This is a genomic window from Paenibacillus sp. OAE614, assembly GCF_040546645.1.
Taxonomy (GTDB): Bacteria; Bacillota; Bacilli; order Paenibacillales; family Paenibacillaceae; genus Paenibacillus_AQ; species Paenibacillus_AQ favisporus.
In genome coordinates this window covers 4,319,228-4,342,373 of record NZ_JBEPOD010000001.1, presented here as the reverse complement: position 1 = coordinate 4,342,373, position 23,146 = coordinate 4,319,228, and the positions used below count along the sequence as shown (strand labels likewise).

Here is a 23,146-nt window from a genome sequence, read left to right as displayed (position 1 = left end):
GCGTATTGCTATGTTTTTCGGGATTCCCGCTAGCAAAACGGCATCAACAAGCGGATAAGCGGCTGTGCGCAGGTAGTTATGTTGTGCTGCATGCTTCATATACATATTTATTCCTGCCCCGGCATATATCTGAGAGGGATGACGAGGGGCATGCGAACGACGCAGGGATTATATGAATTTTATTCCGAATACCCGTCATATTGTTTTTAATAGGTACATACTATGATACTAGTCCAAATGCCTACGGAGTAACGCCGCTTTGCCGTTTCCCATCCTACCTGACTACCGGCGGCGGACTACTGACGACATTGTAAGGCTCACATCCGTTGCAATGGCTCGAGGCTCCAGATGGAACACGAAGCGGATGCTCTTAAAGCATTTTTCCTTCGGAGTAAATGAGGAGGGGATCTCTTTTGGAAAAAGTGGACATTTTTAAAGACATTGCCGAACGAACTGGCGGGGACATTTACCTGGGTGTCGTCGGCGCCGTCCGCACAGGAAAGTCAACATTTATTAAACGGTTCATGGAAACAATCGTACTGCCGAACATTGCAAGCGAGGCAGACCGCGCCAGAGCGGTCGATGAGCTCCCGCAGAGCGCTGCCGGGAAGACGATTATGACCACCGAGCCGAAGTTTGTACCGAACAATGCGGTGCAGCTGAAGGTCACCGAAGGTCTGGAAGTGAACGTCCGCCTTGTGGACTGCGTAGGCTACGCGGTAGAAGGCGCCAAAGGCTATGAGGATGAAAACGGTCCGCGCATGATATCGACGCCATGGTTCGAGGAGCCAATCCCGTTCCAGGAGGCAGCCGAAATCGGGACGCGGAAAGTGATTCAGGAGCACTCCACGCTGGGCGTCGTGGTGACCACGGACGGCACGATTGCCGAAATTCCGCGCCACTCCTATGTGGAAGCCGAAGAACGCGTCGTCGCCGAGCTGAAGGAAGTCGGCAAGCCGTTTGTGCTGGTCATCAACTCCACGAAGCCGCGGAGTGAAGAAACGCTGCAGCTGCGCAATGAGCTCGCCGAGAAATACGACATTCCGGTCATGGCGCTCAGTGCGGCGACAATGACGGAGGATGACGTCACCGGCGTCCTGCGCGAAGTGCTGTACGAATTCCCGGTGCACGAAGTCAACGTCAACCTGCCTAGCTGGGTTATGGTGTTGAACGAGAAGCACTGGCTGCGCAGCAACTATGAAAATTCCGTACGCGATACGGTCAAGGATATCCGCCGTTTGCGTGACGTGGACCGGGTGGTCACCCAGTTCATGGACTACGACTTTATCAACCGCGCGGCGCTCAGCGGCATGAATATGGGCCAAGGGGTAGCCGAGATCGACCTGTTCGCTCCGGATGAACTGTACGATCAAATCCTGATGGAAGTGGTCGGCGTGGAAATCCGCGGCAAGGACCACCTGCTGCAGCTGATGCAGGAATTCTCGCATGCCAAGCGGGAGTACGACCGGTTCGCCGAGGCGCTGGAGATGGTCAAGACGACCGGTTACGGCATCGCCGCTCCTTCGCTGGCCGAAATGTCGCTCGATGAGCCGGAACTGATCCGCCAAGGATCCCGTTTCGGGGTTCGCTTGAAGGCGACGGCGCCTTCGATCCATATGATCCGCGTCGATGTCGAGTCGGAATTCTCGCCGATCATCGGTACGGAGAAACAGTCCGAGGAACTCGTGCGCTACCTCATCCAGGACTTCGAAAACGATCCGATCAAGATCTGGGATTCAGACATTTTCGGCAGATCGCTGCACTCTATCGTACGGGAAGGCATTCAAGGCAAGATCGCCATGATGCCGGATAATGCGAGATATAAACTGCAGGAGACGCTCGGACGCATTATCAATGAAGGCTCTGGCGGATTGATCGCGATTATTTTGTAACCTATCAGCGTTAAGTAAAAACCGTAGGCAGGCGCCCGCTTGCTTGCGGTTTTTTTGTGCTTGAATGCAAAAATGTATACCTGTTGAAATTAATTCCTGTTTTATACATAAAAATAAGCATATGGATGCTCGGAGCCGAGTTAAGGGACCGTTATAACAGGTTTTTTATGAAAAAAAGAAAGTATTTATACAAACTCTTAAAAACCTATTTACATACTTGGATATAGGCTTTATATTAGTGTATAACATTTTAACATAGTGAAGCTTTTAAGGGGGAAGAGAGAAATGCGTTTAAGAGGTAAAAAAAGGGGTTTCGTGTTGGCATCCGTTCTGCTGGTGCTGTCGATGGTGATGAGCGCCTGCGGTCATAACGCGCCGCCGGCAGCGGACTCGGGGAGTGCATCCGGTACAAACTCGGACAAGCCTCTGGCAGGCAAACGAGTTGCGCTTATCATGGAGTTTAACACAGGGACGTTCTCCCAGCAATACGTTCAAGGGGTAACCGAGGAAGTAGAGAAATTCGGCGGAAAGCTGACGAAGTTCGTGGCCGCCAACGATAAAGCAAAAATGGCGTCTCTGCTGGATTCGGCCATCACGCAGCATTTTGACTTGATTCTGACCGACCACGGCGATTCGCTCCTCGAACCGGGCCTCCGCAAAGCGGTGGAGCAGAAGATCCCTGTTGTCGTCTTCGACGCTGACGTGAACGTGCCCGGCGCAACCGTGCTCTCTCAGGACGACCAGAAGATGGCCGACCTGACGCTGCAGCAGATGAAGGAGGACATCGGGGGCAAGGGCAACATCGTTAAAGTATGGGTGGCCGGATTCGCACCGATGGAACGGCGCCAAACCTCTTATGCGAAATTTATGAAAGAGAATCCGGATATTAAGGAAATCGCTACGTTCGGCACCGCGAATAACCCGGCACTGGACACGCAGACCCAGATGGAAGCGATTCTGAAGCAGTATCCGAAGGGACAGATTTCGGCCGTATGGGCTGCTTGGGACGAGTTCGCCAAAGGGGCGGCGCGCGCTATCCAGCAGGCCGGACGCGATGAAATCAAGGTGTACGGCATCGATATGAGTGACGAGGACCTGCAAATGATTCAGGATCCTAGCAACCCGTGGGTCGCTTCCGCCGCTGTCGATCCAAAGGATATCGGACGCATCCAGGTCCGCTATGGCTACCAGAAGCTGCATGGGGATCAAACCGAGGACAAGGTCGTTCTGAATCCGGTGTACGTATCCCGCGACGCTCTTCCTAAGGAGCAAATTTCCACCACCGAGCTGTCCCAATACGTAGACGGCTGGGGTGCCAGCAAGCAAGGACTTCAGGACTGGATGAACGAGTACAGCAAGTAAAAAAGATCCGGTCAAACCGGCAAATGCAAGTCTTGGGGTGGTGCTGAGGCGCTGCCCTTTTTCAGGAACAGGGGCTAAGCTGTACTCCACTTTGTGTGGCTTATTATTTCGGGGCCCCCCGCAAAGTACTTGAATAACATCGGCAGCAAATCATCACTTTGTGGGGCTCATTATTGAAGGAGGAATGCCGTGTGACATCATCATTTCAGCTGGAAATGAGCGGAATCGGCAAACAATTTGGCGGCGTTCCTGCGCTGCATGCGGTGGATTTTACGGTTCACGGCGGTCAGATTCATGCGCTGCTCGGTGCCAACGGCGCCGGGAAGAGCACGTTGATGAAGATTCTGTCGGGCGCTTATCAGCCGGATAGCGGACGCATTGCGGCAAACGGCACGGAGCTGCACATCACCTCTCCGGCCGCGGCCAAGCAGCACGGCATTCACTGCGTGTATCAAGAGGTCGATTCGGCCCTCGTCCCGCAGCTGAGCGTCGCCGAAAACGTCATGCTGGACGCCTTGTCTTCGGGCCGGGGTAGCATATGGGTCAATTATCGGTCTATGGACAAACAGGTCAAGGCGATTTTATCCAGGCTGGATGACAGTATAGACATTCATAAAAAGGTGTACGAGCTGTCGCTTGCGCAAAAACAGATTGTCCTACTGGCCCGCATTTTGTCCCAGGACGCCAAGGTGATTATATTCGACGAGCCGACCGCTCCGCTGAGCGACAGCGAATGCGAGGCTTTTTTCCGGATGATGCACTCGCTGAAGGACGCCGGTGTGGCGTGCATCTTTATTACACACCGCCTGCCGGAAGTGCTGCAGCACAGCGATATGGTGACCGTAATGCGTGACGGAAGGAAGGTTTACACCGGCCGGACACAGGATATCACCGGGGAAGACATTATCGGGCACATGCTCGGCAAAACGTTTGAAGAAGAGTTTCCGAAAAAGGATACCGTGATCGGGGACGTGCTCCTTCAGGCCGAAGGCGTCAAGCGCGGACACAAGGTGCGGGGCGCGGATCTTGAGGTCCGCCGCGGGGAAATTGTAGCTGTAGTCGGCCTGGTGGGTGCCGGTAAAACCGAACTGGCCCGCATCCTGAGCGGTGCGGATCAGCCGGACGAAGGCAGCATCCATCTGAAAGGAAAGAAGCTGTCGCTTAAACAACCGGCGGACGCGGTATCCGCGGGAATCGTCTCCATCCCGGAGGAGCGCCGGAAAGAGGGGATCTTTATCCACGAATCGGTGGATTTGAACCTGTCCATACCGGTGCTGAACCAAGTCAGCAGGCTGGGGTTCATCTCGCGGAAGAAGGAGAAGGCTTTATCCGCCAAAATGGTCGGCGCCCTCGGGGTCAAGGCCGCCTCCGGCAGCCAGCTGGTGAAGTTTCTGAGCGGCGGCAACCAGCAGAAGCTGGCGATCGGCAAATGGCTGGACAGCGGGGCGGAAGTTTTTATTTTTGACGAACCGACCAAAGGGGTCGATATCGGCGCGAAAAGCGATATATTCCGCATCATCGGAGATTTGGCGGATGCCGGCAAGGGCATTTTGTATTTTACCTGCGAATTGGCAGAAGGACTGGGAATCGGCGACCGGATCGCCGTCATGAGCGGCGGAACCATCAGCAAAGTATTTGCTCGGGGAGAAGCGACGCAAGCCCAGCTCCTATATTATGCGAGCGGAGGCTTGGAGGAAGACCATGAAGGATAAACTGTTAAACTTGGCGTTCCGGTACGGGGCGGTTGTCGTTATCATCGGGGTTATTGCATTTTTTTCGTTCAGACTGCCTTATTTCTTCACGTACGGGAACCTGACCGACATTCTGGGCTCGATCACGATCGTGACCTTTGTGGCGATTGGGGTGACCTTGTCGCTGGTCGTGGACGGCTTTGACCTGTCGGTAGGCTCAACCGTGTCGCTGACCACCGTAGGCGCCGCGTCGCTGATGATATGGTACGAGCAGCCGCTGTGGGTCGTCATCATCGTGCCGCTCATCCTGGGTGCCATCATCGGGCTCGTTAACGCCTTCCTGATCGTTAAGCTGCGGATTCCGGATCTTCTGGCGACCCTTGCCGTGATGTACATTGTCGGCGGGATTCACAAAACGTATGCCGCGGGTTACACGATTTACAACCATATGGAATTCCCGGACGGCACCAAAGCCCCCGGCGAGATGAGCGCCGCCTTCCTGCAGCTCGGACAGGGCAAATGGTTCGGCATTCCGATTTCGGCCGTCCTCCTCATTATCGCTGTGGCGCTTGTGCATATTTTTCTGACGCGGACCAAATACGGCCGTCAAATGTACGTCACGGGCGGTAATGAGGAAGCGGCGCGCCTGTCCGGAATCAAGGTGAAAAAGGTGCGTACGCTGGCGTACGTCGCTTCCGGCGTGTTCGCCGCGATCGGGGGGATTATTTACGCCTCACGGGTCGGATCCGGTCAAATCGACGCGGGATCGCCGCTCTTGATGGAATCCGTGGCGGCTGTGTTCGTCGGTTTTTCGGTCTTCGGCGCCGGCAAGCCCAACGTGATCGGCACGTTTATCGGGTCGGTATTGATCGGGGTACTGGTCAATGGACTGACCATGATGAATTTGCAGTATTTTACACATGATATCGTCAAAGGAATCGTTCTTGTCCTCGCACTCGCCGTCACTTTTTACGTTTTAAACCGCTCGCGAACGTAAAACTCTTGAAATTCTGCGGTTGCTGTATTACTATAAGTTTGTTCCGCGCCTGCGGCTGAATACGGTCTATATGGCGATTCTATCTGTAAATCTCACAGATGAACGTATATTTTACGGCAAAACGGAAAGATTGATAACATCGATTTATTATTTTGGGAGGTGAAATGATAGTGAACAAGTCCGAACTGATTTCCCAAGTAGCTGAAACGACAGAACTGTCCAAGAAGGATGCGACGAAAGCGGTTGACGCTGTATTCGAATCCATCGCACAGGCTCTGCAAAACGGGGACAAAGTCCAACTCGTTGGATTTGGTAACTTTGAAGTGCGCGAGCGTTCCGCACGTAAAGGCCGCAACCCGCAAACCGGTGAAGAAATCGAAATCCCTTCGAGCAAAATTCCGGCATTCAAGCCTGGTAAAGCGCTCAAAGACGGAATTAAATAAGATTTCTACATATTCCATACGCAAGAAGAGGACCGTGACGCTCGTTCACGGCCTTTTCTTTTCTGTAGGGCTGACATCTCCTTCGAGAGGATTGCCGTTGTCGTCCTTTTCCGAATAGGCGATCAGGATGACGGGAGAACCCGTCAGCTGGCTCAGCTGCTGCTCATATTCGCGAAGCTTGGAAATTTGCCCTTCCCGCAGGGGCGCCGGTTCATATTGCATGTTCTCAACTCCTTGGACTTTATTACATTGGGTAGTATAGCCATAGGATTTTAAAATAATTATACGCTGTGTGTAAGGCTCGCTGAAAAAAGGAGGATACACTCATGGAAAATAAAGGGAATACGGGGAACAGCGATTTTATCGTGATCAAGGCGAAGGATCAAGGGGTGCAGGTCATTGGACTGACCCGAGGCCAGGATACCCGGTTTCATCACACGGAGAAGCTGGACAAAGGCGAAGTGCTGATCGCCCAGTTTACGGACCATACCTCCGCCATTAAAATCCGTGGCAAAGCCGAAGTGTGGACGAAACACGGAAGTCTCGAAAGCGACAGCTAATAGCAAGGAGCTCAAAAAAACAGCTCTTGAATGCAAATTAGCTGCTGGTCAGGGGATGGCAAATTACCTTAAGCGCAATCTGTACAAACGCAGGCATAGCCTGCTTTTTTTCGTTGTAGAATGAGGTATGGACAGCACGTGTCCGGACGAAACTAAGGGATACTATGACGATGGGAGGGCTGTACTTGAAACGATTTCTCATTCCTGGCCTGGTGCTTGCTGTTACGCTGGGCTCGGTCCTCATCCTGCCTGCACTGTATCATGCGGAGCACACATTTGCCCGGGAAAGACGGGCTTTGGCCGCGTTTCATCCTCAATCGGGCTGGACGCTCGACAATGCGAATATCGTGGATGCGCTGGACAGCCTTCCCCTTACGCTGCCGATCCGCAAGGTGGAGTGGGAATCCCGCGTGCTGACGGTCGACCTGAAGGTGGCCACACCGGAGGTGTCCGTGTCTGAAGTCTATTCGAATATCGCCGAGATCCTCACATTTAGCTTTGACGGCACTTCCAATGTCGACCAGATTCTCCTTCGGCTCGTCGCAGAAGACAAATGGCTCGGCACAAGGCATCTGCTGCTGGCTGCGGATGTCCGGCGGACGGAGTGGAGTCCGGAGCTGAAACAGGCGCTTGGCGAAGCGGGAGAAGGCCCGCTTGGGGACGATATCAAAGCCCGATTCCACCTCACCGAAACGAAACTGTGGAGAGACCGGTTCGATCCGCAGGAAAACGGGTAAAAAGAAGTAAGCATACTGTGCGTGGTCTGACAAGTTGTGCTATAATAAAAAAGATTGTGAACAAAAGTTCTTGCTCGCAACAGACGACATAGAAGTGAGAAAGTTATAGGCTCGGAGGCTGACGATGAAACCGTACCGCATACCCCAACTAGCAAAGAAATATGTCGATTACGACATGATCCAAACCCATACGGAGCTGCCGCCCTATCCGGATGCCCGTGTTCATCTTCTATATATTTTTCTGAACCAGGGAAGCCGCAAGCCTTCCGTGCACACAGAGCTGCTGGCGCTTGTCACGTCGCTCGTTCAGATGGGTATTGACACGCATGAAACGATCGACACCATCCAGGGCAAACAGAACGAGGGAGAAATGCGTTCCCGTCAGCTTAAAGTGCTCGCGGGAGACTATTTCAGCAGCCGGTTCTATCAGCTTCTGTCCCAGAAGGGGCAAATCGAGGCTGTATCCATGTTGAGCGCGGCCATTTGCGATGTGAATATTTTGAAAATGAATCTGTACGGCAAAATGAAAAGCCTTCTCCTGTCAGCGGAGGAATACTTACGGCAACGGGTACAGCTGAATATGCAGCTGTTTCTTTCTTTTACCCCTTTTCTGGATGACTCGTTAAAGGAACTGTGGAAATCGCTTCTCCGCGGCTTCAGCGAATGCGAAACGGTCGTTCGGGAAATGCATCTGAGCTCCGGTTCGGAGCCGTTCTTGTACAGCTATTCGTTCTGGCACATCCTGGATGTGGCTTCGGATGAAGACAAGCTGGCCTTGAAGGAAAACCGGGTTGAGCCGAAAGACTGGAAGAAGATGCTGCTTAAGTACAAGGCCGGAGAACATTTGGCGGATAAGCTGCAGCAGGCGGTGAACAGCGTGCAGTCCATCCTGAAAATGGTTAAGGGAGACGGAATGTTCCGGGAGATCGGACAGGTGCTTGACCCGTTCCTTCGTCAGCTTAACACACCGGGATCCGCAGTAGGGGAGGGATTGGCGAGAGGATGAATACCAGCATGAGTGAACGGGACACGAAGACGGAAAACAAATACTCACATGTCCAATCCGTTTTTGAAAGCATTGCACCGAAATACGATGTGATGAACGATATTATAAGCTTTCGCAGGCACAAGGCCTGGCGGAAGTTCACGATGAAGAAAATGGCAATGAAACCCGGAGATACGGCGGTTGACCTGTGCTGCGGGACTTGCGACTGGACGTTGAGCATGGCGGAAGCCAGCGGCACGGGGCAGATGGTCGGCCTCGATTTCAGCCCGAACATGCTGAAGGTCGGCATGGACAAAATCAAGGCGAGACACCTCGAGGATCAGATTACGCTGGTTCAGGGGGATGCCATGAATTTGCCATTTGAGGATAACCGTTTTGACTACGCCACCATCGGCTTTGGTCTGCGGAACGTGCCTGACCTGGTGCAGGTGCTGAAAGAAATGCAGAGGGTAGTCAAGCCTGGGGGCATGGTTGTATGCCTGGAGGTGTCCAAGCCGACGTGGCAGCCTTTCAAAGGAATTTATTATTCTTATTTCAAGTATATACTGCCTGGACTCGGAAAGGTGTTGGCCAAAAGATATGAGCAGTACAAATGGCTGCCGGAATCGTTGGCTCTTTTCCCGGGAAGAGAGGAACTGGCAAGCATATTCCGCAGCATCGGTCTTCAGAATGTCGAAGCCTATCCCCTAACTGGCGGCGTCGCAGCATTACATATTGGGATCAAGGAGAATCGGCATGTTTAAGAAAATCGGCATTTTTCTAGAAATGATCAAAATTGAGCACACGTTATTTGCGTTACCTTTTGCGTTTATGGGCGCGATCCTCGGATCGGTCGTCGTAAACGGTCACCTTCCATCATGGGCCCAGATCGGCTGGGTCCTGTTAGCCATGTTCGGAGCCAGGAGCGCGGCCTTCGGCCTGAACCGGATGATCGACCAGGTGATCGACAAGAAAAATCCGCGGACGGCGAACCGGGCCATTCCGGCAGGTCTGCTGAAGAGCGCGGAAGTGATCCTGTTTACGGTCGTTTGCTTCCTGCTTCTGCTGTGGGCGGCCTATGAGCTGTCTCCGCTGGCGCTCAAACTGCTTCCGATCGCCGTGTTTTTTCTCGTCTTTTATTCCTACACAAAACGGTTTACCTGGCTGTGCCATATCGTGCTCGGCTTAACGATCGCGCTTGCCCCGCTCGGCGGCTGGGTGGCCGTGACTAACGAAATCGACTGGCCGTCCATCGTCCTGTACGTATCGGTTGCCTTCTGGACTGCCGGCTTTGATATCATTTATGCGATCCAGGATATCGATTTTGACCGGAAGGAAGGCTTGTACTCCATTCCCGCGCGCTTCGGCGTCCGCAAGTCGCTGCTCATCGCACGGTATTTTCATTTCATTACCGCGATCGGATTCGTTATCCTGTTCTTTACGACCGAGCTGAGCTGGTGGTATTTTGCCGGGATGCTGATCGCCTATATTATTCTCTTCTACGAGCATTTTATTTTGTCCCCGAATGACATGAGCAAGCTGCAGGTCGCCTTCTTTACGATGAACAGCGTCCTCAGCATTCTCGTATTCGTATTCACCCTGATTGATTTGGTGGTGCAGTACTTGTGACGCAGACGGAGAACAAGAGAAGAAGCTGGGTCGTCGGGATTACCGGCGCAAGCGGTTCGGTGTATGGGGTTCGGTTAACGGAGGTTCTGCTGAAGCAGGGCTATGACGTGCACATCGTCGTCTCGAATGCAGGCTGGCGGGTGCTCGGCGAAGAGCTCGGCTGGAAAACAGCTCAAAGGGAGCTTGTGCTAAGCGAGAAATTTGGCGGCCATCCGGGCAGCGTCTATTACCATCCGGTGGCGGATATCGGAGCAACGATTGCCAGCGGCTCCTATCAGGTGGAGGGCATGGTGATTGCGCCGTGCTCGATGGGGACACTGTCCGCAGTAGCTAACGGATCGTCCGACAATTTGATGACCCGCGCTGCAGACGTCATGCTGAAAGAAGGAAGGCCGCTGATTTTGGTGCCCCGTGAGACGCCGCTTCATGCCATTCACTTGGAAAATATGCTGAAGCTCGCCAGGCTCGGAGTGAAGATGATTCCGGCGATGCCGGCTTTTTACTTTCATCCCCGGACGATCGAGGATTTGATCGACTTCCAGGTGGGGAAGGTGCTTGACATGATGCGGATCGAGCATGAGCTGTTCAGGCGTTGGGACGGCGGGCTGGCCGGACAGGCCAAAGCTGCAGAGTCCGGTACCAAAGAATAGACAGTCCTCCAAACCCATTCGTGCAGCACGAATTGTATGCTATGATTTAAATAAGATGAAAATGAATGGAATTACGCCAGTGCTCTTTGTTTCTGCTATGCGGGCCATGCTCAAGCCGATGATTTGAACATGAACGGACAGGGAAATGCGGAGTAACATTACGCTGATACGGGTGAAGGAATGAAGAGATTAGACATATTCGGCTTACTGAAAAAAGATATGAATCAAATCGAACAAGAGCTCTTTCGCAGCATTGAGGGCGATCACGAGCTGCTGAACGAGACGTCCATGCACCTGCTAAAGGCAGGCGGCAAGCGGCTGCGACCGGTGTTTGTGCTGATGGGCGGCAAGTTCGGCAGCTATGACCTGGACAAGCTGAAGCATGTGGCCGTTCCCCTGGAGCTGATCCACATGGCTTCCTTGGTGCACGACGACGTCATTGACGACGCCGAGACGCGGCGCGGTCAATTGACCGTCAAGTCCAAGTGGGATAATAAAATCGCGATGTATACGGGGGACTATATATACGCCCGGGCGCTGCTGCTGGCCACGAAGCTGGAGAACCCGAAGATTCATCAAATCCTCTCCAAAGCGATGGTCGAGATGTCCATCGGGGAAATGGAGCAAATCCGGGACTTCTTCAATACGGAACAGAGCATCCGTCGTTACCTTCTCCGTATCCGGCGCAAAACCGCCCTTCTAATCGCAATTAGCTGCCAGCTGGGAGCGGTAGCGGCTGACGCGGAGCCGAAGGTAGGCAACCTGCTCTACCGCTACGGCTACAACGTAGGGATGGCATTCCAGATTCAGGACGATCTCCTGGATCTGTGCGGAACGGAGAAACAAATCGGCAAACCGCCTGGAAGCGATATCCGGCAGGGCAACATTACGCTGCCTGTGCTGTATGCCCTGGAGGACGAGACGGTTCGGGAACCGCTGCTGAAGGAGATCGCCGTCATCCGGGAACAGAACGGGGAATGCGACGTTTCCGCAGCGGTTTCGCTCATCAAATCCAGCACGGGAATTGCCCGGGCGGAGGAGCTGGCTACCCGCTATATCAACAAGGCGCTGGAGGCGCTCGACCGGCTTCCGAACCAGCGGACGAAGAAAAATTTGCGCGATATCGCCCATTTTGTGACCAAACGTTCGTATTGATACTTCCGCTGATCCGACTTTCTGTTTACAATACAAATCATAACTATGTACAACATTCGCAATGACTTGAGGAAATGGAGAGTGAGTTTATGCAGCGAACTTTTTTAATGATCAAGCCTGATGGAGTGCAGCGTGGTTTAATCGGTAAAATTATCGGCAGATTGGAAGACAAAGGTTTCAAAATGGTGGCAGGCAAGCTGGTGCAGGTGTCGGACGAGCAGGCCAAGCGTCATTACGCGGAGCATGAAGGCAAGGACTTTTATGACAATCTGGTGAAGTTCATCACGTCCGGCCCTGTGTTCGCTATGGTATGGGAAGGGGATAACATTATCCAATTGTCCCGCATTCTGATGGGCAAAACAGAAGTCACGGAGGCTCTGCCGGGCACCATCCGCGGGGACTACGCTTCCCATACGCCCCATAATCTGATTCACGGCTCGGATTCACCGGAGAGCAGCGCACGCGAAATCGCCAATTTCTTCGAAGCGCATGAACTGGTGGATTACGACCGCAGCATTACGCCGTGGATGTAAAGCCTGTTTTATATAATAGCGGCGCGTCGGAAGAGCCAGGGACGCCCGACCCGGATTACATAGGGTTTATCCAGAATATTAAGCGAAGCACGGGAATCGACCTTTCGGACTATAAGGAAGCCCAAATGAAGCGGCGTCTGACGACGCTCAGGGTAAAGAACGGATACAGCAGTTTTGCGGAATTTTTCGAGGCGCTGCAAAAGGATAAGCGCTTGTTTCATGAGTTTCTGGACCGGATGACGATCAACGTCTCGGAATTTTGGCGCAACCCGAACCGCTGGGAAGTGCTGCGCGATGTAATCCTTCCGGAATTGACCGCAGGTACGCGGTCCAGGCTTAAGGTATGGAGCGCCGCCTGTTCCACGGGAGAGGAGCCCTATACGCTGGCCATGATTTTGGACGGCAAAGGGCTGCTGCAGACGAGTACGCTGGTCGCCACCGATATCGATGAGGGCGCGCTGGCCAAAGCGAAACAGGGCTTGTACCTCGAGCGTTCGCTGAAGGACGTGCCGAAGGAAGTCGCGGCCCGGTATTTTTCCCAGGAAGGTCCGATGTACAAGTTCAGCGAAGGGCTCAAGGCAAACGTCCAATTCCGTAAGCAGAATCTGCTGACCGACACGTTTGAGCAGAATCACGATCTCATCGTCTGCCGGAATGTGATGATTTATTTTACAGAAGAAGCCAAAGCCAAGCTTTACCATAAATTTGCCGCTGCCCTGCATCCCGGGGGATATCTTTTTGTGGGGAGCACCGAGCAAATTTTTACGCCCGGCCAATACGGGCTCGAGCCGACCGAAACCTTTTTTTACCGGAAAAAGGCCGACGCTTAAGGTGTCAAGGTATATTCAAACCTTCTCTTTGCGATACTACGATTATATTACGGCATCAGACAAAGCGGAGGTTTGCACATCATGGACAAACGAAAGGTAATTACCGCGTATCAGCGCGGGTTTATTACCATTCAGGAATGCGGACAGATTCTGGGCATTGAGAGCGTCCAGCTGAGCCGCCTGGTACAGGATTCCCTGGAAGGTCAGAAGAATACGCAGCGAAGCAGCCAGCCGGTCAGCCGGTAGGCAGGCGGAAGCTGGCGCTAATAAGCACCGCTCTTTCACTAGGAAAGACGGTGCTTTTTTGTGCTTGGTTACGGGGCTATTCTTTCGGGTGCCCCCATGCAAAGGACTGAAGCTGTAAACGAACCGAACAGCTGGCCTTGATCGTGGGAATTCAATATAACGGGCTAATATGAACCAAGCTTCTCCTTGAATCAACTTCATTACAGCGAAGTGTTTTCCCTAGCTTTAGCACATTGTATATAGCTGTAGGGGTTTCTTGTCAAAGCGTGGCACCTATACTATAATGGCAAAAGATATCTGCGGATTTTAGCCAGTTAATGTTTAACAGTTTAAAGGGGGAAAGCACCATGAGTATACGCTACTTAACGGCGGGGGAGACGCACGGACCTCAACTCACGGCCATTATCGAAGGATTACCGAGCCAGTTGAAACTGGACTTTGAAGCCATCAATTTTCAGCTTGCACGCAGACAGAAGGGGCATGGACGCGGGCGCCGCATGCAAATCGAGAAGGATACGGCGAATATTGTAGGCGGTGTTCGGCACGGTTATACGACGGGAGCGCCTGTTGCCCTCGTGGTCGAGAACAAGGACTGGGCGAGCTGGAGCAATATCATGAACGTGGAGCCGATCGAAGGGTCGGATGAAGAGAAACGCCGCGTTCACCGTCCTCGCCCGGGACATGCCGACCTGAACGGAGGCCTGAAATACAACCATAAAGACCTGCGGAACGTGCTGGAGCGCTCCAGTGCGCGCGAGACGGCGGCACGCGTTGCCTGCGGGGCGATCGCCCGCCAGTTTCTCGAAGCTTTCGGCATCAAAATTGCCGGGCAGGTGATCCGGATCGGCGAGATTGAAGCGCCGGCCAACAACCTGAGCGTCGACGAACTGATCGAACGCACCGAGGCTTCTTCGGTCCGGGTGGTGGATCCTGAGACGGAAGCGAAGATGGAAGCCTACATCGATGAAATCAAGAAAGAAGGCGATTCCATCGGGGGGATCGTGGAGTGCGTCGTTGAGGGCGTACCGGTCGGTCTCGGAAGTTATGTGCAGTACGACCGCAAGCTGGACGGACGGATCGCTCAGGCGGTCATGTCGATCAACGCGTTTAAAGGCGTCGAGATCGGCATCGGGTTTGAGGCCGGCGTGCTGCGCGGATCCCAGGTTCACGACGAGATCCTGTACGAGGAAGGCAAGGGATATACCAGGGCCAGCAACCGCCTGGGCGGTTTTGAGGGCGGCATGACCAACGGCATGCCAGTTGTCGTCCGGGGCGTGATGAAGCCGATCCCGACGCTGTACAAACCGCTGCAGACCGTGGACATTGATACGAAAGAGCCGTACACCGCTCAGGTAGAGCGTTCGGACGCCTGCGCCGTTCCGGCGGCGAGCGTGGTGATGGAGCATGTGGTCGCATGGGAAATCGCCAAGGCGTTCCTGGAGAAGTTCGGCGGCGATTCCATGGACGAAATCAAAGCCAACTATGAAAATTACCTTGCCCAAGTGGAGAGGTACTAATGATGAGAACCGTACAAGTGGAGCTTGGCGACCGTTCGTATCCGATCTATATTGGCCCGGCCCTTCTTCCCGAAACGGGAAGTTATCTGGAGAAGCATGGGCTGACCAAGAAAAGCACGCATCTAATCGTCACGGATGAGCAGGTTGCGGCCCGCCATCTGGACACCCTCAAGCAAAGTCTGGAAAGCCGGGGATATACAGCGGTCGTCTCGATCGTCAAATCGGGGGAAACGTCCAAATCCCTCACGGTGTATGAAGAAGTGATGACGACGGCCATCCAGGGCGGTCTGGACCGCAGCTCGGCCGTTCTGGCGCTTGGCGGCGGCGTGGTCGGAGACCTTGCCGGCTTCGTGGCTGCTACATATATGCGCGGCGTCAAGTTTGTGCAGATTCCGACCACGATTCTGGCGCATGACAGCAGCGTAGGCGGGAAGGTAGCCGTCAACCACCGTCTCGCCAAAAACATGATCGGTGCCTTCCACCAGCCCGAGCTGGTGCTATACGACATGGATACGCTGCAGACGCTCCCGCCGCGCGAAGTATCCGCCGGTCTTGCCGAGATGGTCAAGCACGGCCTGATCCGGGATGCGGAGTTTGCCGGCTGGTGCCGCGACCACGCGTCTGAGCTGCTGTCCCTGGACCGGGAGGCGCTGGCGTACGGATTGGAACGCGGCTGTTCCATCAAGGCCGATGTCGTGTCGGCTGATGAACGCGAGGGCGGCCTGCGCGCCATTTTGAATCTGGGCCATACGATTGGCCATGCGATTGAAGCGGTTGGCGGCTATGGGGAATTTTTGCACGGTGAGGCGATTTCCATCGGGATGGCGGGCTCGGCTTTGCTGGCTGTCAAACTGGGACGCGATGCCTCCATCTACCCGGAAACGGTGTCCATGCTGAAGGCACTGAAACTTCCGGTCGTACTGCCGGAGCACTTGTCCACGGATGAGCTGATCGCGGCGATGAAGCATGACAAGAAATTTACGGAAGGCACCATGGTGTTTATCGTCCCGGATCGGATCGGGGAGGTCAGCATTGTGAAAGACATTCCGGAGGCTCTGGTCCGCGGAGTGATCGAAGAGCTGAGAAGAAAGGAGCCTGAGCATGTATAACCGGGGAATACGGGGAGCAACGACAGTAACCCGCAACGACGAACAGGAAATTCTGGATGAAACCCTTCGTTTGATGAAGGAAATTGCCGGCCGCAACGAGATCAATCCGGAAGACATTTGCAGCATCTGGATTACGCTGACCCAAGATCTGGATGCAGCGTTTCCGGCCAAAGCGATCCGCCAGTTGGAAGGCTGGGAGCTTGTGCCGCTGATGTGTTCGATGGAGGTTCCTGTAAAGGGAAGCCTGCCGCGCTGCATCCGTCTTATGGTGACGGTCAATACCGAGAAGGGCCAGGCAGAGATCAACCACGTCTACCTGAATGAAGCGAAGAAGCTGCGCCCGGATTTGGCCGCACCCAAAGCCTGATTTGAAAAACATGGTTGCCATAACAGGGAATGTTCCTGTATAGTGAAGGTAGTTGAGATGAGTAGAGTTTAGATGAGATGAGTTAAGTATAGTAGAGCAGAGTCCATAGTGTTGCATGATATATTTCGTCAACATGTCCGTTCTGAGGCAGTCAAGGCGTTACCTTGTATTAGGGGACGGGTGAATGCTGATGCGGTTCATGCTGTCGGACTCTTTCATATACTTATTGAAATCCAAACCTCTACTTCGGTAGAGGTTTTTTTGTTGCTTTTGAGTCTGCTGCTCAACAAAGTCCTGATCAATCGAAGGAGGGTACACGATGTTGAATCCTAATAAAGAGCAGGTCATCGCCCTGGCCGGACAGTACAATCTGATCCCGGTCGTCAAGCGGCTGCTGGCCGATATGGAAACGCCAATCCGTATATTTCAGCGCTATGCCCAGCGGGAATGCGCATTTCTGCTTGAAAGTGTAGAGGGAGGAAGCCAGTGGGCCCGTTATTCGTTTATCGGGACGGACCCGTTCATGATGATCTCCGGCAAGAAGGGGGAAATCGTGCTGGAGCAGGGCGGACAGAAGCAGCTCATGAAAGGGAAGCCTGTTGAGGAGCTTAAGGCGCTGCTTCGCTCGTACCGAAGCCCCAAGCTCGATGATCTTCCTCCGTTCACGGGAGGAGCGATTGGCTTCTTCGGATACGATCTGCTGCAGTATTATGAGAAGCTTCCCGCGCATCAGGTCGACGATCTGGGGATGGACGACATCCGCTTCATGTTCTGCGACACGGTCATCGTGTTTGATCATGTGAAGCAGCAAATTTTGCTGGTCGGCAACGTGCATGTAAAGGAAGGCGACAACGACGAAGCGATCCGCAAAACGTATGACGAGGTGGACCGCAAGTTGGAGGAGATCGCGGGGCAGCTGCAAGAGCAGGGTCCGCGAGAGAATGTCAACGGCCGCAGCATTCCGGTGGATATCGACCTCGGCGAAATCAAGTCGAACATGACCAAGGAGCAGTATATGGCGAACGTTCGCCAAGCGCAGGAGTATATTCGCGCAGGGGACATTTTTCAGGTGGTGCTGTCCCAACGCTTTCATATCGAGACGGAGGTGTCCCCGCTGCATGTGTACCGGGTGCTGAGAACACTGAATCCTTCGCCTTATATGTATTATTTGAAAATGCACGAAGAAATCATTGTCGGCACCTCACCCGAGGCGCTGGTCAAGGTCGACGGCAACAAGGTCGGCACCCGGCCGATCGCAGGCACGCGGCCGCGTGGGGCCGATGAGGCCGAAGACAGCCGTCTTGCCGCCGAGCTGCTCGCCGACGAGAAGGAGCGCGCCGAGCATTTGATGCTCGTGGATTTGGGACGCAACGATCTTGGCAGGGTGTCGGCGTTCGGCACCGTGAAATGCGACAGCTTTATGGAAATTGAGAAGTATTCGCATGTGATGCACATGGTTTCGAATGTGTCGGGGACGCTGCGGGACGACAAAGATTTCTTCGATGCCTTTCTGTCCTGCCTGCCGGCGGGAACGGTGTCCGGAGCACCGAAGCTGAGAGCGATGGAGATCATCGCCGAGATGGAGCGGGAGGCGCGGGGCGCTTATGCCGGCGCCATCGGGTATCTGGGCTTTAACGCTAACATGGACTCCTGTATTACGATCCGGACGATCATATTCCGCAAGGGCAAGGCGTACGTGCAGGCGGGCGCAGGCATCGTGTGGGACTCCGTTCCGGAGAAAGAGTATGAGGAGACGGTGAACAAAGCCAAAGCGCTCCTGAAATCGATCCGGACGGCGGAAGCGATGTTCCCGCCGGTCAAACTGGAGCGGGAAGTGACCAATCAGGATTATTTCTTTGAATATACACCTTAATGGATCGGAAAGGAGAGGAAAGAGCATGAGCGCAAGCGAATTGATACATGCGAGTTTGTCACAATTGATCGGAGGCGCGGATCTTTCAAGGGAGGAAGCCCGCGGACTGATGCAGTGCATCATGGAGGGAGCGGCGACATCTTCCCAGATCGGGGCGCTGCTGACGGCGCTGCGGATCAAGGGGGAGACCGTGGAGGAAATCACGGGGTTTGCCGAAGCGATGAGAAGCGTCGCTAGCCATGTAGCGACCGATAACGCAAGGCTGCTGGATACCTGCGGAACGGGCGGATCGGGGATCCACAAATTCAACATTTCCACCGTCTCGGCGATTATTTCTTCTTCCGTTTCTGTACGGGTGGCAAAACACGGCAACCGCTCGGCTTCCGGCCGCGCGGGCAGCGCCGATGTGCTGGAGGCGCTCGGCGTTAACATCCACTTGAGCAGTGAACAGGCTAAACGGTGCCTCGAGGAAATCGGTATCTGCTTCCTGTTCGCCCAAATCTACCATCCGTCCATGAAGCATGCAGCCGCTCCGCGCAAGGAGCTCGGCGTGCGGACGGTATTTAACATGCTGGGACCGCTGACGAATCCGGCAGGAGCCGACCGTCAGCTGCTGGGAATCTACGATCGGAACAAGACCGAAACGATCGCAAACGTGCTGAAGGAGCTCGGCTCCAAACGTGCGCTCGTTGTGACCAGCTTGGAAGGGCTGGACGAAATCAGCATCTCGGGGCCGACGCAAATTTCCGAACTGCGTCACGGCGAAGTGCGGACCTATCAGATTCACCCGCATGATCTCGGGTTGGACGTCCACCCGCTGGAAGCCGTTCTGGGCGGCGATGCGGTGCAGAATGCCGCCATTATCCGTTCGGTGCTGGCAGGCGAGAAGAGCCCGTACCGCGACATCGTGCTGGCCAACGCGGGGGCATGTATCTATGTAGCGGGTATTGCAGACAGCATCGCGGAAGGCGTACAGGCTGCGGCACGGGCCATCGACAACGGCAGCGCTTCGGCCAAACTTGAGCAACTGATCCAAATGACAGGAGAGCTGAGCTATGTATCTTGATAAAATCGTACAAACCAAACGGACCGAGGTGGCCCGACTCGCCGAGCATTTTTCACTTGCGGAAGCGGAGCGCCAAATCGCGGCGATGCCCGCGACCAAAGGGTTCCACCGGGCGCTGACTGCAGGACGCAAGCGGAGCATGGGTCTGATCGCCGAGGTGAAGAAGGCGTCGCCTTCCAAGGGTCTCATCCGTCCGGAATTTCATCCGGTGCGTATCGCCCAGGCTTATGAAGCGGCAGGGGCCGACTGCCTGTCGGTTCTGACGGACGTTGAATACTTCCAGGGGAGCGGGCAGTATTTGCGCGATGTGCGCGCCGCGGTGGACCTGCCGCTCCTGCGGAAGGACTTCATTATCGACGAGCGGCAAATTTATGAAGCCCGCCTCCTCGGTGCGGACGCGGTGCTGCTGATCGCGGCCATTCTGGAGCCCGATCAAATCGCCGCTTACCTGCAGCGGGCAGGTGCGCTCGGGCTCGACGCCCTGATTGAGGTTCACAGCCGGGAAGAACTCGAAGCCGTGCTTGGCCTCGGAGCGGATCTGCACCAAGGGGCGCTGATCGGGATCAACAACCGGAATCTGCATACGTTCGAGACCTCCCTGGAGGCAACGGCAAAGCTTCGGGAGCTGATTCCACAAGGGATTCCGGTCATCAGTGAGAGCGGTATCGCGGGCAAAGAAGATATGGCGTATTTGGAGCAGGCGGGAGCAAACGGCGTGCTGATCGGAGAGTATTTCATGCGCCGGGATGACATCGCGGAGGCGGTCCGTGACTTGATGGGGCCGATCTTATCCGGGGAAGAAGTGAAGCATCGTGGGTGAGACGGCGGTAAAAATTTGTGGACTTCAGGACGTTGAAGTGCTAAAATCAATGGTAAACTTGCCTGTGGATTATATCGGATTCATATTCGCACCGAGCCGGCGCCGGGTAACGCCTGAGCAGGCTGCCCTGCTTGCAGCGCAGCTGAAGGCGTGGAAGACGCCCGAAATTCCGCAAAGCGTCGGCGTGTTCGTCAACCCGGAACTGGAAGAGCTTGCCGCGATCGTGGAGGAGGCCCAGCTCGACGTCGTTCAGCTCCATGGACAGGAAAGCCCGCAATTTTGCCGGGAGGTCAAGGAGCGCTTGGGGACCCGGGTATTCAAGGTCCTATCGGTTCAATCCCTTAATGAGAATTCTGAAGCATCTATAAATCATGAACTATACGCAGGCGTAATCGACGGCCTGCTGCTTGATACATTCGATCCGGTGTATGGCGGAGGATCGGGAAGCACGTTTGCCTGGGAGGAGATACCGGCATACCGCGATTGGGCGAGAGCCCAAGGGATTCCGCTGTTTGTAGCCGGCGGCCTTCTGCCGTCCAACGTGGCCGAGCTGATTGATAAGTACAGCCCTGACGGCGTAGACGTTTCCAGCGGCGTGGAAAGTGACGGAGTAAAGGATATAGACAAAATCGCAGCATTTGTGGGAAGGGTGAAGCAGGCATGACAACACAATTACCAGACAAGAACGGGCGCTTCGGACCGTTTGGCGGAAGATTCGTTCCCGAGACGCTCATGAACGCGCTGATCGAGCTCGAGGAGTCATACAACCGATATTCGGACGACCCAAGCTTTCAGGAGGAGCTGAACTATCTGCTTAAGCAGTACTCCGGCCGTGAGACGCCCCTGTACTATGCGGAGCGTCTCAGCAAGCATTTGGGGCAGGCGAAGATCTACCTGAAACGGGAGGATCTCAATCACACCGGCGCCCATAAAATCAACAACGCGCTCGGACAAGGCGTTCTCGCCAAACGAATGGGCAAGACGAAGGTCATTGCCGAGACGGGAGCAGGCCAGCATGGTGTGGCAACGGCAACCGTAGCCGCACTCCTTGGAATGGAATGCAAGGTGTTCATGGGGGAAGAGGATACGAAACGGCAGGCGCTGAACGTATTCCGGATGCAGATGCTGGGCGCCGAAGTCGTACCCGTTACATCCGGTTCGCGCACGCTGAAGGACGCCGGCAACGAGGCGCTGCGGTACTGGGTCAGCCATGTCGACGATACGTTCTACATCCTCGGCTCTGCCGTAGGGCCGCATCCGTATCCGATGATGGTGCGCAACTTCCAGCGGATTATCGGCGACGAGACGCGCCGCCAGATTCAGGAGGCCGAAGGGCGTCTTCCGGACTATGTTGTCGCGGCCATCGGCGGCGGCAGCAATGCGATCGGCATGTTCTATCCGTTTATCGAGGACAAGGACGTACGGTTGATCGGAGTAGAGGCCGCAGGTAAGGGTGTGGAGACCGCCTTCCACGCCGCGACGATGAGCAAGGGCACCCATGGCGTCTTCCAAGGCTCCATGAGCTATCTGCTGCAGGACGATTTCGGCCAGGTGCAGGAAGCCCACTCCATATCGGCTGGCCTGGATTATCCGGGCGTCGGACCGGAGCACTCTTACCTTAAGGATATTGAGCGCGCCCAATACGTTCCGATCACGGACCAGGAAGCGCTCGATGCGCTTCAGCTGCTATGCCGGACGGAAGGGATCATTCCGGCCCTGGAATCCGCACATGCGATCGCTGAAGTGGTGAAGATGGCGCCGCGGCTTGGAGAGGACGACATCGTCGTCATCTGCCTGTCCGGACGGGGAGACAAGGACGTGGAGTCCATCATGGCTTATACGGGAGGTAAACAGGCATGAATTTGATGGATCAAACGTTTGCCCGTCTCAAACAGGAGAATCAAACGGCTCTGATTCCGTTTCTGACCATCGGTGACCCGGATCCCGATACGTCGGTTGAAATTATAGCCGGTCTCGAAGCGGCCGGTGCCGACATGATCGAGCTGGGCGTGCCGTATTCGGACCCCTTGGCCGACGGCCCGGTTATTCAGCGGGCTTCCGAGCGGGCGCTGAAGCATCAGGTAACGATCAAGACCTGCATGGAAACGGCGGTCAGAGCGCGCAAGGCCGGGGTGAACCTGCCGTTCATCCTGTTTACTTATTACAATCCGGTGCTTCAGTTCGGGCTGGACCGCTTTTTTGAAGAGGTCAAAGCGCATGACATCAGCGGCATCATCATCCCGGACCTGCCGATTGAAGAGTCAGCCGACGTGCGTGCCCGAGCCGAACGCTCGGATATCCATGTCGTGCCGCTGGTGGCTCCGACCTCCCATGAGCGGATCAAATCGATCGTGGAAGGAGCCAGAGGCTTCATTTACTGCGTATCCTCGCTCGGCGTAACGGGTGAGCGGGCGAGCTTCCATGAAGGCGTGGAAGATTTCATCGCCAGCGTGAAGAAGTATACAGACATTCCGGTGGCTATCGGCTTCGGTATTTCGAACAGGGAGCAGGCGGTGCGCTTTTCCCGGATCTGCGACGGTGTCGTCGTGGGCAGCGCCATCGTCCGCAAGGTCGAAGAAGCCATTCCGCTGCTGCAGGGTGGAGATACGCATGAACAGGGCCTTTTGCAAATTCGTGAATTTGTGGCACAATTAAAACCATAATCTTGAGTTGAAAGTGAGGGG

Annotated in this window: 25 protein-coding genes; 24 read left to right on the top strand and 1 reads right to left on the bottom strand. The window is 54.7% G+C overall.

Annotation, left to right across the window (positions count from 1 at the left end; genetic code table 11):
- Nucleotides 1-413: 413 nt before the first annotated feature.
- From spoIVA to ABIE48_RS19900, 5 genes are all read left to right on the top strand, one after another.
- The gene (gene spoIVA / locus ABIE48_RS19920) at nt 414-1,892 is read left to right on the top strand and encodes a stage IV sporulation protein A (RefSeq protein ID WP_076170087.1); all 1,479 of its coding nucleotides are present in this window, start codon (nt 414-416) and stop codon (nt 1,890-1,892) included.
- Nucleotides 1,893-2,177: 285 nt separating this feature from the next.
- Complete coding sequence (locus ABIE48_RS19915) at nt 2,178-3,254, top strand: sugar ABC transporter substrate-binding protein (RefSeq protein ID WP_192715621.1); 1,077 nt, start codon at nt 2,178-2,180, stop codon at nt 3,252-3,254.
- A gap of 215 nt (nt 3,255-3,469) precedes the next feature.
- Nucleotides 3,470-4,966 (top strand): sugar ABC transporter ATP-binding protein, encoded by a 1,497-nt coding sequence (locus tag ABIE48_RS19910; RefSeq protein ID WP_192715848.1) that lies wholly within the window; start codon nt 3,470-3,472, stop codon nt 4,964-4,966.
- Complete coding sequence (locus ABIE48_RS19905) at nt 4,956-5,942, top strand: ABC transporter permease (protein WP_192715620.1); 987 nt, start codon at nt 4,956-4,958, stop codon at nt 5,940-5,942. The genes ABIE48_RS19910 and ABIE48_RS19905 overlap by 11 nt, the downstream gene beginning before the upstream one ends.
- A 170-nt stretch (nt 5,943-6,112) precedes the next feature.
- Nucleotides 6,113-6,385: an HU family DNA-binding protein gene (locus tag ABIE48_RS19900; protein ID WP_076170090.1), complete on the top strand. Its 273-nt coding sequence runs from the start codon at nt 6,113-6,115 to the stop codon at nt 6,383-6,385.
- Nucleotides 6,386-6,430: 45 nt separating this feature from the next.
- On the opposite strand, the gene ABIE48_RS19895 is transcribed toward ABIE48_RS19900, so the two are convergent.
- Nucleotides 6,431-6,607 (bottom strand): hypothetical protein, encoded by a 177-nt coding sequence (locus ABIE48_RS19895; protein ID WP_167527085.1) that lies wholly within the window; start codon nt 6,605-6,607, stop codon nt 6,431-6,433.
- A gap of 104 nt (nt 6,608-6,711) precedes the next feature.
- Here ABIE48_RS19895 and mtrB point away from each other — a divergent pair, with 104 nt between their 5' ends.
- The 19 genes from mtrB (at nt 6,712) to trpA (ending at nt 23,125) form a co-directional block, all read left to right on the top strand.
- A complete protein-coding gene (mtrB, locus tag ABIE48_RS19890) occupies nt 6,712-6,945 on the top strand; it encodes a trp RNA-binding attenuation protein MtrB (RefSeq protein WP_076170091.1) in 234 nt (77 codons plus the stop codon).
- Nucleotides 6,946-7,130: 185 nt separating this feature from the next.
- Entirely contained in the window at nt 7,131-7,682 is a 552-nt protein-coding gene (locus ABIE48_RS19885; protein ID WP_192715619.1) for a hypothetical protein, read from the top strand.
- Nucleotides 7,683-7,806: 124 nt separating this feature from the next.
- Nucleotides 7,807-8,688 (top strand): heptaprenyl diphosphate synthase component 1, encoded by an 882-nt coding sequence (locus ABIE48_RS19880; RefSeq protein WP_105444682.1) that lies wholly within the window; start codon nt 7,807-7,809, stop codon nt 8,686-8,688.
- Between the two features lie 8 nt (nt 8,689-8,696).
- Nucleotides 8,697-9,431 carry a demethylmenaquinone methyltransferase gene (locus ABIE48_RS19875; RefSeq protein WP_076170190.1) on the top strand — a complete coding sequence of 245 codons (735 nt, stop codon included), beginning with the start codon at nt 8,697-8,699 and terminating at the stop codon, nt 9,429-9,431.
- Entirely contained in the window at nt 9,424-10,296 is an 873-nt protein-coding gene (locus ABIE48_RS19870; protein WP_145023902.1) for a UbiA-like polyprenyltransferase, read from the top strand. The genes ABIE48_RS19875 and ABIE48_RS19870 overlap by 8 nt, the downstream gene beginning before the upstream one ends.
- On the top strand, nt 10,293-10,946 hold the full coding sequence (locus tag ABIE48_RS19865; RefSeq protein WP_089548052.1) for a UbiX family flavin prenyltransferase: 654 nt from the start codon (nt 10,293-10,295) through the stop codon (nt 10,944-10,946). The genes ABIE48_RS19870 and ABIE48_RS19865 overlap by 4 nt, the downstream gene beginning before the upstream one ends.
- A 180-nt stretch (nt 10,947-11,126) precedes the next feature.
- A complete protein-coding gene (locus ABIE48_RS19860) occupies nt 11,127-12,101 on the top strand; it encodes a polyprenyl synthetase family protein (RefSeq protein WP_192715618.1) in 975 nt (324 codons plus the stop codon).
- 89 nt (nt 12,102-12,190) lie between these two features.
- A complete protein-coding gene (gene ndk / locus ABIE48_RS19855) occupies nt 12,191-12,634 on the top strand; it encodes a nucleoside-diphosphate kinase (protein WP_076170097.1) in 444 nt (147 codons plus the stop codon).
- Nucleotides 12,625-13,464 (top strand): CheR family methyltransferase, encoded by an 840-nt coding sequence (locus ABIE48_RS19850; RefSeq protein ID WP_354519538.1) that lies wholly within the window; start codon nt 12,625-12,627, stop codon nt 13,462-13,464. Before ndk ends, ABIE48_RS19850 begins: the two co-directional genes overlap by 10 nt.
- An 81-nt stretch (nt 13,465-13,545) precedes the next feature.
- A complete protein-coding gene (locus ABIE48_RS19845) occupies nt 13,546-13,710 on the top strand; it encodes a hypothetical protein (RefSeq protein ID WP_163879324.1) in 165 nt (54 codons plus the stop codon).
- Nucleotides 13,711-14,057: 347 nt separating this feature from the next.
- Nucleotides 14,058-15,227, top strand: a complete 1,170-nt coding sequence (gene aroC / locus ABIE48_RS19840; protein ID WP_145023906.1) for a chorismate synthase — start codon at nt 14,058-14,060, stop codon at nt 15,225-15,227.
- A 2-nt stretch (nt 15,228-15,229) separates the two neighbouring features.
- On the top strand, nt 15,230-16,336 hold the full coding sequence (aroB, locus tag ABIE48_RS19835) for a 3-dehydroquinate synthase (protein WP_192715617.1): 1,107 nt from the start codon (nt 15,230-15,232) through the stop codon (nt 16,334-16,336).
- Nucleotides 16,329-16,703 carry a chorismate mutase gene (aroH, locus tag ABIE48_RS19830; RefSeq protein ID WP_145023908.1) on the top strand — a complete coding sequence of 125 codons (375 nt, stop codon included), beginning with the start codon at nt 16,329-16,331 and terminating at the stop codon, nt 16,701-16,703. The genes aroB and aroH overlap by 8 nt, the downstream gene beginning before the upstream one ends.
- A gap of 319 nt (nt 16,704-17,022) precedes the next feature.
- On the top strand, nt 17,023-18,576 hold the full coding sequence (gene trpE / locus ABIE48_RS19825; protein WP_145023910.1) for an anthranilate synthase component I: 1,554 nt from the start codon (nt 17,023-17,025) through the stop codon (nt 18,574-18,576).
- Nucleotides 18,577-18,601: 25 nt separating this feature from the next.
- Entirely contained in the window at nt 18,602-19,642 is a 1,041-nt protein-coding gene (trpD, locus tag ABIE48_RS19820) for an anthranilate phosphoribosyltransferase (RefSeq protein WP_145023912.1), read from the top strand.
- A complete protein-coding gene (trpC, locus tag ABIE48_RS19815) occupies nt 19,632-20,462 on the top strand; it encodes an indole-3-glycerol phosphate synthase TrpC (RefSeq protein ID WP_192715616.1) in 831 nt (276 codons plus the stop codon). The genes trpD and trpC overlap by 11 nt, the downstream gene beginning before the upstream one ends.
- Nucleotides 20,455-21,126 carry a phosphoribosylanthranilate isomerase gene (locus ABIE48_RS19810; RefSeq protein WP_192715615.1) on the top strand — a complete coding sequence of 224 codons (672 nt, stop codon included), beginning with the start codon at nt 20,455-20,457 and terminating at the stop codon, nt 21,124-21,126. The genes trpC and ABIE48_RS19810 overlap by 8 nt, the downstream gene beginning before the upstream one ends.
- A complete protein-coding gene (gene trpB, locus ABIE48_RS19805; protein WP_116229700.1) occupies nt 21,123-22,322 on the top strand; it encodes a tryptophan synthase subunit beta in 1,200 nt (399 codons plus the stop codon). Before ABIE48_RS19810 ends, trpB begins: the two co-directional genes overlap by 4 nt.
- Nucleotides 22,319-23,125, top strand: coding sequence for a tryptophan synthase subunit alpha (gene trpA / locus ABIE48_RS19800; protein ID WP_145023918.1), 807 nt, complete (start codon nt 22,319-22,321; stop codon nt 23,123-23,125). The genes trpB and trpA overlap by 4 nt, the downstream gene beginning before the upstream one ends.
- Nucleotides 23,126-23,146: the final 21 nt, after the last annotated feature.